We start from the raw sequence: 12,956 nt of genomic DNA, 5'->3' as shown, positions 1-12,956 counted from the left end.
TCATCTGCAAAATCTGGGCAAAAGAGCCCGAACGGTTCCGACTCGATCCCACCCATCAAATGCCGGGACTAAACACCTAGGACGTCAGTTGAGGCGGCCATGATGGTTGACTTCCCGCTCGCGGATATCACCCAAGAGTTGAAGTCACCTGAAGGCCTCAGCCGCGCACTGTAGGCCAGCAGGAAGGCAGCATGACAGCGTCCGCGACTTGGCAACTCATACATCTATGGTTCCGACGTGTGCGGCTACGGCCTGCCAATCATCCTCGAACGCAGGTGCACCGCCTTCGCCCTCATCTGGAGAAGGTAGTGAGATCTGGACTAGGCCGGGATCATCCATCAAACGGGAAAGCGCCCTGACCTTGTCGTGAAGCCTTCCGTCAACCGTATTGTCGATGGTGTTCGAGCTGATGAGTAGCGTGAAGCGCGTTTTTACATCCGCCGACAGCCCAAGCCTGTGAATGCGATCCTGGCTCTGCAGGAAGTGGCCCGCATTGAACGTCCTATCCAGGAACACAGCGTTGTGACACCAGTGATGGAGGCTGATGCCCTCGCCGCAGGCTGCAGGATTTGCCAGGAGCGCAACGCAGTGGGCATCATGTCGGAACCGCCGAAATTCATTCTCGCGCGTTAGGTCGCCAGGGGGAGCACCGTCGTCGGAGGGAACCCCTCCATGCACTATTGCCGGCTGATATTGCGCAAGCATGCGAGCCAACACCTTGAGGTTGCGCACGAAGTTGGACCAGATCAGGACCTTCTCGCCGCGTTCGGCTGCTGCCGCTACAATGGAAAGCACTTGTTGGTATTTCCACGGCGTCTCAAAGTTTTTGTAGCTTTGTAGCAGGTTGACGAGCGGCTCGCTGCTCGACAACTCGAGCGGCGGGTGAAGGAATCCTGGATCATCACTCTCATCCGAACCGGCCGTTAACAGCATGGGGTTTGTCGCGGCCTCGAGCAGGTACATTACTATGCGGCCAAGGCGCTGCATCTCGTGCCGACCGCGGTCGGGAAGCGAAAAAGTGGCGCGGTAGCGACCCACGAGCGCATCATAGATCGCGTTTTGAATGGGTCCCATTTGTCTGCGGATAACCTCGAACGTTGTGGGAGGCAGCTCCAGCTCGCTCTTGGGAGTTCGAACGAAGTACCGCGTAATCGCTGCGTGAGTCTCGCCGAGAACATTCGGATCGCGCCCCAGCCTTTCGATGTAAGCAGACCTCGGAAGAATCTGGCGATCCTGGCCCGGGTATAGGAACTTCACCAGAGCCACTAGATCGTGCGCGCCTTGGGGGGCCGGCGTACCAGTTAGCACGTCTCGGCGATGAGCCGCATAGGCTAAATCCAACACAGCACGACCATGCACCCCCGAAGCGCCGCGCTTCACGCGATGGGCTTCGTCGAGCACAACCTTGGCAGCCCCATTCGCTACGAAGGCTCTGATAATGTCATAATCGCTTGCGACGCGATTGTAATTTGAGAGCAGGATCTCCGTGTCTTGCGGGATAATTGTTTCGGGACCCCCAAAGATTACAACGCGCGGTGGCTTTTTGAAGCAAGCGACTGCATCCTCATCCCAGGCTCCGAAGGCGGCGATTGGCGCAACGACCATAAGACGGTCGATACTTCCTCGAGCGCGACCCAAAGCAAATGCCGCCAGCGCCACCGTCGTCTTACCCGCTCCAGGAACCGAAAAGTCCGCAGCATGCGGCAGACGCATGAGGCGGGCGAGATTTCTCAGTTGAAAGGGCTTCAAATTCCTTTTGAACCCGGCGGCCTCAAGCTCGGCCGCGAGGGCCTCAAGCTCGGTTTCGCTTGCCTCACCGGCTTCGATCGCCACGGAACGGGCACGGCGATCATCAGCCATTAATCGCAACTGTGATGTGAGGGTCGGTCCTAGCTCAACCCGCTCTGCAAACACTGCCCGAATGTCGCGCAGGACATCGAGTTCCGCCATGAACACATCCGGGTGCACCACTGACTGCCGTGCCGATCCAGTGAGGATGCCGCGTGCAAAGGCTTCCTGCAGCCGGGCCCAGGCACCAGGATTCGTATCGTCCAAGCGATCGACGACGACCGTCGGACGGTCCTGCCGATAGAGCTCGGCACGGATCATCCGCGTGCCTCGAGCTTGCTCACTTCGGCCTTGAGCGCGGCCACCTTGGTTTGGAAGTCGGCTTCATTCCATCCGTCAAAGCTACGCGCCCGTTCAAGCGCAGCAGCTGCGCGGCCAACCTGCTCCTTGGCGGCGGCAAGACGGCTCAATGGAGCCACGAGCGCCTTTGCGTCCTTAGAATCCTCATCGGCTTCCTGTGCCGCGACGGCGACGGCAGCCCCTACGGAAGCAATTAGATCGGATACGACAGCGTTCTTGCCATCTGCGAGAGTCACTATCTCTTCGCTGCGCTTGCGCGCGAAGAAGGCGAGGATATCGGAAAGGTCCTCTTCCTGTGCTGCATCACCGAGGGCGTCATCGAGAACATCGCCGCCATTGTTGGGCACATTATGCCTGATGGCACAAAGCAGCGGTGCGATTGTCGGATCCGATTCCAATTCCTGCCTGACTAGTGCGGCGGCATCCGGCCGCTGAAGGTGGCGAAGATCGCGGTAGTTGACCCCGGTCAGCGTGCCAAGGAAGTAGGCGCCCCGAACGGAATTGGCCTCAGCCTTAGGCTTAGTTCGGATGTGCCTAGTGAGTTCCTCAAAAGCCGACTCGTTCTCATCAAAGTCGGCGTGGTGGCGAGTGCCGTCTGACAGTGCCACCAGCTGATGCAGCTGCTGCAGCTTTTCATACTGCGCCCGAACCTTGGGTACATCCTTGTGCATCCTCGCCGCGACTCGATCCCAGTTCTGGGCTTCGCGGTTGAACAGTTCCTCGATCAAGAGCGCTTCATTGACCCACGAATAGTCTTCGCGGAAGTCACGTGCGATCTGCAGCTCAGTCTCGAGATCGACGAGTTCATCCATGGTCGCATCGGCCGGAAGGACGAGGCAGCGGACATATCGAGAAGGCGCATGCTGATCGTCTAAATAGAGGCTACGAAGCGCAGCGGACCTACGGTTGCCGTTTACAAGAACGCCCTCCGCAGTAGCTACGGCCGGCTCCTGCTGACCACGTTCTCTCAGATCAGCCTTGAGATCATCGAAGCCCGGCTGAGATTTCAGGATACGAAGCTGCGCCGCTTGTGCTTCCGACCCCATCGGGTCCGCCGAAAACAGGTCTGGGCGCCCCTTCGTCTCAATCTCTCGCATCTGCTCAGCCTTAGTCCGGTGGTTCAGAGTGGAGAGCCGCACCCACGTCACCTCTAGGTCCACCAGCGGCAGTTCGCGATCTGGCCGCGACCACGCGGCCAGCAGCGCGCGTCGTTTCGACGAGCTCTGGCGCGCGACAAGGTGTTGGACTCGTTCCTGGTCTAACACAGGGTTCATCATTTTGAGCTCCTGAAGGTCGTCAACCGTCCCGGACCAAACCGGGAGGCGACTGTGGTCCTGATGCCGCGGACGCCTTGGTGAAACCCGATGTACCCGGTCAAAACACTTGCATTGCCTGCATCGACATTGAACGCCGAGAGCAGAACTGCCGGGAATCGCCGCTGGCGGCGACCGTCCCAGTTGAAGGCAGGTCCTTGGCCCCGCTCCGGCATGATCCAGATACACGGAGGAGGAATGCGGTTTCCGCCAATCTCCACCGCCCGGCCCATCTTTGGGCACGGTCGAAGGTCTGACCCGCAGAGGTCATTGTGGAAGATGATGCCATCAAGCGTATCTGGTGCATCCGAGAAAAAGCGACGGCGGAGTCGGTTGACCCCTTTGAAAACATGTTCTCCGGGTTCCGAGGCCAGACTCGGGCACAACCACCAAAGGTAGGTCTCGACAGCCCATGAGGGAACAGACCATGCAACGCTGCTGTGAGCGCCATCGGGACACCCCTTCTGTATGATGGCTACGTTACCAATTTCAGGCACGGCCAGTTGGTAAATCGTATCCTTCCCGTAGACTGGGCGAACCACACTGGCTATCGCGCCCACAGCCAACATATGATCGAAAATCATACCCAGAAAGTCACGCCGATCGGCATTGCTGGCGGCCGTGCTGCCGCGAAGCTTCTCGATCGCGGCAGGAAGGGCCAATCTAAACTCGTCCGCCGAAAGTCCTCGCTGATAAAGGTATTGCGGGTCATCGGCGATGCCGCTGACGATTTCGGCAACGCGATTAACCACCTCCTCCGGTGGCGCCCCCCGATGACGACATGGTGCAGCTTCTTCACCAGCCATTAATCACCCCCCCATATCGCCGGTATTTAACGCGCCGGCCGACGCGATGTGTTCAAGCGTTATAATGATGTGAGGGACGGACTGCAAAGAGTCGGCCTCAACAAAACGATGTTCGCGGCTATTATTTGTCAGGAGTTCTGGCTTTCGCGCCCGCCTCTCTCATTGAAAACGGGTACACTCTGAACCGATGCGGGAGAGAGCACTAAGCGCGGGCCGCAGCACTGTCGCTTTGCAGTTAATGATGAGAGTGGCTTGTCAACGATTTCAGTATGTTAGCTATACACCTAATTTGAGAATGTGCACTTAATTTAATGATCGAGCCCGGCCATTGGCATTTAATTTGAGAATCAACGTCAACACCTTATCGGCCTAGTACTTCTCGAAGACGGATCATGGGATTCAATGGATTCACGGCCTTTCAGCAAATACGATTGCATCTAATTCGAGAATCCGAACTTCAATATTCTCAAATTAGATGCCAATCCTGGTCGAAACGACTGCCTTCTTACAGTTAACTGCCAAGCGACAGATTTGATCTGAAGGCGGCAACTGAACTCATGGAACGTCAGATACTATACCCTGCTTGCCAAGTCAATCTTACTCTTCAAATAATGTAATTATTTCAAGTCTATAACAGAATGCGATGTGGTTCTGGACTCAACGTTTACGCGTTCAGAAGCTCACCATTTTTGAGATGGCAGGCTTACAACGGGTGGTTTCTCGGTTAAGCGGAGATTGCAGAATGCGAGGCGGTTCTAAGCTGCCCATATGCACCGACTCCGCGACGACCCTGCGCCAATGCGGAGGCTGAGGGCACTGAGATGGTTCATCTTAGGCTAATCGCAGCAACTACCATTTTGGAGGGATAATTTGGAATACAAGCTACACAGGATCGCACCCAATTCAGAAGGCTGGGTTCGCCCGTCACGCGGCAGATTGAGCCAGAAGGGGGTCGGCAGCTTCGTTCATGAACACGGGTTCGGGCACGAGGACTGGAATTTCAATATTGATTTCGCGATCGATGGACAGGTCCTCGGCTACACGGTAGCGCTTCCTGCCAAGAAATATGAGGGCCAGAGATTTGGCCTTGTCCTAGCGACCTTCGATGCTGGCGGCTGGCGAGCGGCAGGCTATTACGACGGAGCCATATTACTTGATAAACCCGCCGCTCCGTCAGCCTCAGCGGTGGAGCAGATGGCGGTTGATGTTTTCGAACTCGCCAAAATCAATCAGGTTGCCCATCGATACATGAACCAAACACTTACCCAGATAGAGAACTCCATCCGAAGCGATTTTGTGTACTTTCGTTGGGCGGTCCCAAAAGATCGGATTGTCGTATTCCGGGAGTCGCTACCAATACCGCCAAACATTTTCGAGCCCGGCCGGCAAAGGATGGTAACTTCGTACAACTTGTCCGAAGAGCAGTTCAGGGCGATCACGAAGCTAGGAGCAGATGCTAGTGGAAGAGAGGGTGAGCGTTCCGAAGAAGAAGGCGCGCGCAGGCTCAGGCTTCATTGGGCCATTGAACGGAAGCCGCAACTGGTCGCCGCTTTCAAGGCGAGCCTGACTTCATTCGCATGCACGGTTTGCGGCTTTGATTTCGAGAGAACTTATAAGGAGCGCGGCATTGGCTTCATCGAATGCCACCATACGAAGCCCGTGGCAGAAATACGGCCCGGCGAAAAGACGCGATTGAGCGACCTTCGTGCGGTCTGCTCAAACTGTCACCAGATGCTACACCGCAAACCCATGCTCACGGTCGAAGAACTCAGGGATGTAGTGGAAGGGAAATAAGCTGAACGTTCATCCTTTGCCCGACGGCTCAAAGACTATCACGTGGCAGTTGTGCAGGACTATGGCTAAGGCGAGCACCGGCATCGGCTGCCGCTCGATAACCGGGTGAAGTCGGCGCGAATCCGAGGCAGAGAAGGGGGCGCCCAGAGTGTTACTTTTCAGCATGTCGCTTGGCCGCTCGGTCCGCACGTCAACGCGATCCGGGCCGAGAGGTGTTCGTTGACCGCGCTATCGACACCGCCATCACCAGAACGGCCAAGTTGGGCGAGGCCGATGTGCCAACGCAACCGGGACGGCTCTTACGGCACTCAAAACACCGTCGGCGCGGCTTGGCCGCAAATGGCCAACGACCTCGCGGACCTCGGCTACAAGCTGCCGTCCGCCGGTTCCCTCAAACCCAAGCATGTCGAGGCGCTTGTAGAAAGTGGCTCGATTCCGATACCTCGGATGCCAGTATCCGCAACCGCCTCACCTGGCTGCGATGGTGGGCGGAGAAGGTCAACAAGGTCAATGTCGTCAACCGCGACAATGCCGCGTACGGCGTCGCCGAACGTGGCGAAGTCACGCGCAACCGTGCCCCAGACCCTCAACCAGGCCAAGCTTGGCACGATCGAGTGCCCCTCATATCAAGGCGTCGGTTCTCCTCCAAGTGGCGTTTGGCCTGCGGCGCAAAGAGGCCATGATGTTGCAGCCGCAGGCGGCCATTCGTGCCGATCATATCGCCTTGCAGGTAAGCTGGACGAAAGGGGGCCGGGCACGGACCGTGCCCGTCACCACGCTGGAACAGTGGCATGTCCTTGAACCCATCATGCGCCTTGTCCCCGGTGGCGGGTCCCTGATTCCCGCGCAAATGAGTTATGTCGAACACCTCAAGCGGTTCGAGTACCAGACACTCAAGGCGGTCTCCGCAAACAACGGATTCCGCCACGCCTATCCGCGACGGCGTCTGCTACATCGGCCTCGTATTCAAGAGAAAGAACAACCCCGCCGACAACAATGAGGCTTGCTGCGGGGCGCAGATTTTCCTGCATACCGGCGAAGGTATTGTGTTCAAGGGTGCTGTGGCGCATTCGGGTCTGATCGCCTCGGGGAGTTTCACCTCTCTAAGGAAAAGCTGCGGAGATCGTCAGCCGCTGCGCTGACAGCTACATCAGTGGGCACGGCAAGCCGCCGCAGGAGATTTTTATCCACGGCCGCGGTTCAATGGTGCGGAGAGTGAGGGCTTCCGCAGCGCGGTTCCGGCGGGAACAACTATTTCCGGCATCCAGATTACCAAGCCGAATGACCTCAAGCTTTTTCGCGAAGGCGGGCGTGCAGTTTTGCGGGGCCTAGCGCTTGAGATCGACCATCGCAACGCATTTTGAGAGGTTCCAACGCCCTTGAAGGTGCTCATTGTTTTTGGTGACACGCGGCTCCATCAGGTGGCTGGCTGATGTTCTCGCTCTGACGAAGCTGAACTTCAATGCGCGCCTTTTCAGCGACGGTTAGCCGGACACTCTGCGATTTGCCGACGACATCGGGGAAATCTTGACCGCGATACCGGGCGTGGGGTCGAAACCGCTATCGTTTCGGCACTACATTTAGCCAGCAATGACGCCTGCAAAGGTTAGGCGGCACTGGGCGCAGCTTTCCATATTATATTTTATGGTTCTCGCTTCCGTATTTGGTTGCACATAGCAGCCCAATCCAAGAATAAGAACAATCGGCAGGGAGATGGGAATGGTCACGAACTACCAGGATCAGATCGAACGGGTTTCGAGCGAAAGCCTCGACGTTTTCGAGAGAATTTCCAAGGACGCACGTTCGGCGCTTGGCGAGCCATACTCCACCGGCCCGACGGCGCTCGCCAGCGTGAACACCTTTACGTCAGGCGAAGCCGTCAGGGCCCTGGGCAACGTCGACAGCGCAAACCGCCGTGCTCTCGAACTGCTCGCCAAAGAACCGGCCATCGCCAGGGTGGTAGCACGTCAGGACGATGGAAAGATCGTCATCTATTACATTTGCCGTGGAACGGCTTCAGGAAGCCCCGGCGGAGACAAACGCTTCGCTGGACGCAATTCGTTGATGGGCCGGCTGGCGTCCTTGGATGTGGGCGACGATTTCGATATCCGAACCCCTGGTGGCGTTCAGTCTGTCGAGATCATCGAGAAGGCGATCCTTCATCCTCATGAGCGCCAGGGCCAGTGGGACTCGCGTAACTCCATTCTGGAGGGCGAATTCTACGGGCCCATTACCGTCATCTCCATGCTCGATGCACTCGCCGTGCATATTGCCGTCGGGGAAGATAGCTCCATCCTCGACAGTATTTTGGCTATCGATGAGCAAGCAACCAACATCATTGAAGGCATCCGGCGCAGTGTCATCACGAAGATGGGCCTGCGTGACCAACCGATCCTGGATCGCTATCAGGACGAGATTTTCCGGTTGCCCCTCAACAGTCAGTTGCTGATTATAGGACCGCCCGGCACGGGCAAAACCACGACCTTGATCCGGCGTTTGGGACAGAAGGTCGATCGTGTCTATCTTGATGACGATGAACGGCGCTTGACCGACAACAGCAGTGCCGACAATGCCGTGGATCACTCTCACAGTTGGCTGATGTTCACTCCCACGGACCTGCTCAAGCAGTATCTCAAGGAGGCCTTCGCGCGCGAAAACATTGCTGCGCCCGACCAGAAGATCGCGACATGGTCAAGCTTTCGGCAAGGCCTGGCGCGAAACAGGTTTCGCATCCTCAAAGCTTCTGACGGCGGCGGACCTTTCATCATGAAGGAAGGTGAATCCTATGTCCTTCCTGACGTGCTCAACAAGCAAACAGCTTGGTATGAGGATTTTGTAAGCTGGCAGGCCGGCGACTACTGGGAGGATTTAGGCGGTGCAGCCGACCTCCTTGAAAAGAATGGAAACTCGGAAACCGCGCGCCTCGGGCGGAGGCTTAGAGAGGCCGTCGTCGCGGAAACGCCTACCATTTCGCTTCCTCGCGCCTTACTGGAACTGGTGAGCGTTTCCTCTGACGTTGAAGGTCTCCTCTCCAGCATGAGGGAAGAAACCGACACCGCGTTGCGGCGGCGCCTCAATACTCAGGTCAATCAGGACCGAAAATTTCTCGAAGGCCTGGCGGCATTTATCGACGGGCTCAATACGCCCGACGACGACAATGACGAGCAAGACGGCGACGAGGACGAAGATGTCCAGACCCAGGCACCTCGTCCGCGCATGGCGGCAACTGCGGCAGCCTATATGCGAAATCTGCGCAGCCAGGCCCGGGCGCGCTTTGGTCGACGTACATTGGGCCGAACCACGCGATCTGGCCGTATTGCGGAATGGATAGGCGACCGCACTTTATCCGAGGACGAGCTGCGTGCGATAGGCGAGAGCCTGCAAATCCAGACGGCGCTCCGAAAGTTCACCAATCCTATCCGGGGTGCTGTCAGACCAATTCGAACCAGTCGCAGTTCGCCAAGAATTTGTGAAGTCTAGGCCGAGCCGAGGCTGCGCCACTCGGCGAGAGCGGCGGCCCGTTTAAGCTTGAAATTGTCGCGAGTGTAGAGATGGCGTTCCTGGTTAAAGTGGTTTTGGACGGACGAATGGACTGCGGCGAATTTCTGCAAACATCGCATCTGCCGGAAGCGCTGCATGGCTCGTTCTCGTCGTCGGAATGGCAGGTGTGAATTCTCCGCTCGATTGTTCATCCAGCGCCCGGTTTGCTGGCGATCGGCAGTTCCAATTTCCTTCAGGGCCGCGCCGTAGGACCTTAGCTTGTCCGTCACGATGGTCTTCGGAGAACCATTTCGTTTCATTGATTTCTTGAGGAATTTCAGTGCTGCCCTGCGATCCCGCCTCTTTGAAACAAAGGCTTCGAGTATCTCCCCTTCGTGATCCACGGCCCGCCAAAGGTAATGGGTCTCGCCGTTGATCTTCACGAACACCTCGTCCAGATGCCACTGCCATTGCGGCCAGGCCCGCATCCGTTGCGCTCGCTTCCGGCGGATTTCAGCCGCGAACATCGGGCCAAACCGGTTCCACCAGAACCGGATTGTCTCATGGCTGACATCGATGCCGCGCTCGTGCAGCAGATCCTCGACATTGCGCAGCGAGAGAGGAAAGCGGACGTACAGCATCACCGCCAATCGGATGATCTCGGGTGACGTCTTGAAGTAACGGAACGGGCTGGGTTTGGTCATCCTTCGACGCTAGAAGCCCACCCTGCACGCTTCAACCTAGTTTCCTCTGACATGACCGACGAAACAGCTCTCGCCGCATAACCGCCCACACAGTTCCTCATGCTCCCCCTGACACCGGATCCCGGTGGAGCCAGTAAGGCGAATTAATTCACGGGTGGGCGATCAATTCGCGAATGCGCGGTAAAGCGGCATTGAACCGATGGGCTACCTCCTTCGCCAATGTCTTGGTCATGAGGACGCCCGGCTTAAATTGAAGGATCCGCGTGTCGAGCGACGAGAAGATCGCCCAGATGCCATGTTCGTAGAGGGCTTTCGAAGCGTGAACCGCGCCGTCGGGATGGTTGAATTCCACTCCCATGACCACGCCCTTTTGTCGTAGCCCGCAAATGACATCCCCATGGGTCTGGATCATTTCGGCGAACGCGTCGGCAAAAAAATGCGTCAGGAAGTTAACGTTGGCCAGAACGTTCGTTCGGGCAAGGATCTCGAGAACCTTCAGCGCAACGATGCAGCCGACCTCCGAACCGCCCGTTGTCGATATATGTGCCGCACCGTCCTCTTCCATCCATGCACCGGAGCGTTTGGTCAGCATTGTTACCGCGAAGGGATAAACGCCACCGCTGAGACCCTTTGCACTTACAAAAATGTCGGGCTGGACGCCAAAGGTTTGCCACCCCCACATCTGCCCGGTACGCATAAGGCCAGTCTGCACCTCATCGGCAATATAGAGTGCTCCATGGCGTTTGCAGAGTTCCTTCACCGCGCGATTGTAGCCGTCATTGGGCATCGGAAATCCGTACGTCGCAGGAATAGTCTCGATGATCACAGCAGCGACGTCGCTTGAAGACAGTGCCTGCTCCATCGCCTCCAGATCGTTGAACGGGACCTGCATAAACTCGTCCGGACGATCCGATAGAAATATCTTTGAGAACCGCGCGTCACCGGTTGCCACCGATAGGCCGGAGTGGCCGTGATAGCCCTTGATTATCGAGACGATCTTGCGACGCCTGGTGGCGTAGCGTGCCGATTTAATAGCAACGTCGATCGCCTCTGCGCCGCCTGGCGAGAAGAAGGCATAGTCGAAACCCGGACTGACCTTCACCAACGCCTCAGCCAGCGCCGCTCGTGGCATCGAAGGAAACCAGTGATTTCCGATATCGAAGTGATCGAGCGCAGACTTTAGCGTTTCGATAATCTCAGGATTCCGATGGCCGAAGTTGAAGGTACCTCCATTGATATGGAGATCGATCAGCCGGCGGCCATCCATGTCAAAAATTTCATAGCCTTCGCGCTTATCGATAACGAGATCGATACCGGCATCACGCCAGAAGCGAGTTTTCCCAGGATTCCAATATCGGCTCGACTTTTCGAGAACCTCTTCCTTCGAAGAGAACTTGAATATTCCATAATCGAACATGTGATCTTCAGCAGGCAAGCTCATATTATGGAAGATCCCATGGCTTCGCGGTCTCTCTTGTCCGCCGGCAACCCTAAAATGTAAGTTAGAGCCGGATAGAAATCCTCCGCGACCGCGGATTCGACCAACCTCTGGCAGATGCCGGCGCCATAGAAGATGGCGAACCGATCGTCGGCAGGGGTGCCGGGGCACAGTCCGTGCGAGGAAATATAGCGGGGCCGGCCCAAAGGACTTCCGCCATCATTGCGGCTCCGCGAGATTTCGAAGCTGTGGCGGTGCGGTGCCGCATAGGCGGCTATTGAGGACCTCACCGCCGCTGGAACATGGTCGTTACCGATGTATTCGGCGCCAAACTCCTTCAAGCGGGAGGTAATCTTGTCGCGGTGCGCTTCGTTCTGGACCACGACGTGCAGGGTTGCGCCTTCGGGTTCGCAAAGCACGCCGGGCAGGGCGATATCGGTGAAAATCGCAGTCTCGATCGGGCTATGACCGTGGTCGCTCGCCACGGCGATGACATATTCGTCCAGCCTTCCGGCGCGTTCGAGCCGCTGGTGCAACTCGCCGACCAGAAAATCGGCCATCGCCAGCGACCAATGCGAAGCCTCACTCTCGTAGCCGAAGTAATGCTGAATTACATCCGGCATCTCGATCTCGGTGAGAATGAGATCCGGCGGCGTGTCGGAGCAGGCAAGATCGGCAACGTCCCGCATGATCTGCTGGTCGCAGGCCATCCCAAGCAGATGCTGCAATCCCGGCTCGTCTTCAGCGATCCCCCCATTGCTGACCGGCATGGTCACGAGGTGCCCATCCCTTCCGCGCGGAACGAGAAGACGGGAAACCCAGTCCGGATTGAGGACCTTAACGAACCGGCATCCTTCCATAAAGTCGCGCAACCACCATGGCGCCTCGTAAATGTCGGTGTCGTCTGGGTCCACCATTGCATGGCCGATGCAGGCAACCTTCAAACCCGCCTCGCGGGCGCGGCGGGCAATGGTCGGCGCCAGCACATCGTCCGGCCTTGCGGCGCGGAAATTCGTGCCGTCGAAGATGTGGTTTCCGAAGATCCCGTGCTCCTGTGAGGGTTTTCCCGTGATCATGCTGGTTCGCCCCGGTAAGGAGGTGCCCGGCACCGGGCAGGACATCCGCCGAACCAGCGTTCCGCTCTGCGCCAGGCCGCTCAAATACGGCAGTCGCTGAGCTTGCGTTTCAAAGTAGTCGGCACTCATGCCGTCGATAAGAATCACGATCAGCTTTCGTTTTTGCTGCATGATTTGGCTCCATTGGTGAACAGAAT

At 57.3% G+C, this 12,956-nt stretch carries 9 protein-coding genes; 3 read left to right on the top strand and 6 right to left on the bottom strand.

Annotation, left to right across the window (positions count from 1 at the left end; translation table 11 throughout):
* Positions 1 to 216: 216 nt before the first annotated feature.
* The 3 genes from CIT25_RS30380 to CIT25_RS30370 are packed head-to-tail and all read right to left on the bottom strand — an operon-like array spanning position 217 to position 4,267.
* A complete protein-coding gene (locus CIT25_RS30380; RefSeq protein ID WP_095488815.1) occupies positions 217 to 2,109 on the bottom strand; it encodes a DEAD/DEAH box helicase in 1,893 nt (630 codons plus the stop codon).
* Complete coding sequence (locus tag CIT25_RS30375) at positions 2,106 to 3,425, bottom strand: ParB N-terminal domain-containing protein (RefSeq protein WP_095488814.1); 1,320 nt, start codon at positions 3,423 to 3,425, stop codon at positions 2,106 to 2,108. The genes CIT25_RS30380 and CIT25_RS30375 overlap by 4 nt, the downstream gene beginning before the upstream one ends.
* Positions 3,422 to 4,267 carry a hypothetical protein gene (locus tag CIT25_RS30370; RefSeq protein ID WP_158302694.1) on the bottom strand — a complete coding sequence of 282 codons (846 nt, stop codon included), beginning with the start codon at positions 4,265 to 4,267 and terminating at the stop codon, positions 3,422 to 3,424. Before CIT25_RS30370 ends, CIT25_RS30375 begins: the two co-directional genes overlap by 4 nt.
* A gap of 870 nt (positions 4,268 to 5,137) precedes the next feature.
* Here CIT25_RS30370 and CIT25_RS37265 point away from each other — a divergent pair.
* The 3 genes from CIT25_RS37265 to CIT25_RS30350 all read left to right on the top strand — a co-directional run bounded on the left by CIT25_RS37265 (position 5,138) and on the right by CIT25_RS30350 (position 9,541).
* Positions 5,138 to 6,061 (top strand): HNH endonuclease, encoded by a 924-nt coding sequence (locus CIT25_RS37265; RefSeq protein ID WP_206073020.1) that lies wholly within the window; start codon positions 5,138 to 5,140, stop codon positions 6,059 to 6,061.
* 481 nt (positions 6,062 to 6,542) lie between these two features.
* A complete protein-coding gene (locus CIT25_RS30355) occupies positions 6,543 to 7,061 on the top strand; it encodes an integrase domain-containing protein (protein ID WP_245330070.1) in 519 nt (172 codons plus the stop codon).
* Positions 7,062 to 7,780: 719 nt separating this feature from the next.
* On the top strand, positions 7,781 to 9,541 hold the full coding sequence (locus tag CIT25_RS30350) for a DEAD/DEAH box-containing ATP-dependent helicase (protein ID WP_095488811.1): 1,761 nt from the start codon (positions 7,781 to 7,783) through the stop codon (positions 9,539 to 9,541).
* On the opposite strand, the gene CIT25_RS30345 is transcribed toward CIT25_RS30350, so the two are convergent.
* The 3 genes from CIT25_RS30345 to CIT25_RS30335 all read right to left on the bottom strand — a co-directional run bounded on the left by CIT25_RS30345 (position 9,538) and on the right by CIT25_RS30335 (position 12,930).
* On the bottom strand, positions 9,538 to 10,245 hold the full coding sequence (locus CIT25_RS30345; RefSeq protein ID WP_095488810.1) for an IS6 family transposase: 708 nt from the start codon (positions 10,243 to 10,245) through the stop codon (positions 9,538 to 9,540). The two genes, CIT25_RS30350 and CIT25_RS30345, sit on opposite strands and share 4 nt — an antisense overlap.
* Positions 10,246 to 10,393: 148 nt before the next feature.
* The gene (locus tag CIT25_RS30340) at positions 10,394 to 11,686 is read right to left on the bottom strand and encodes a class-III pyridoxal-phosphate-dependent aminotransferase (RefSeq protein ID WP_245330069.1); all 1,293 of its coding nucleotides are present in this window, start codon (positions 11,684 to 11,686) and stop codon (positions 10,394 to 10,396) included.
* Positions 11,683 to 12,930: an alkaline phosphatase family protein gene (locus CIT25_RS30335; protein ID WP_095488808.1), complete on the bottom strand. Its 1,248-nt coding sequence runs from the start codon at positions 12,928 to 12,930 to the stop codon at positions 11,683 to 11,685. The genes CIT25_RS30340 and CIT25_RS30335 overlap by 4 nt, the downstream gene beginning before the upstream one ends.
* Positions 12,931 to 12,956: the final 26 nt, after the last annotated feature.

The sequence above is a fragment of the Mesorhizobium mediterraneum genome, from assembly GCF_002284565.1.
GTDB classification, from domain to species: domain Bacteria; phylum Pseudomonadota; class Alphaproteobacteria; order Rhizobiales; family Rhizobiaceae; genus Mesorhizobium; species Mesorhizobium mediterraneum.
The sequence above is the reverse complement of the archived record's forward strand: the minus strand, read 5'-3'. Positions and strand labels throughout refer to the sequence as shown.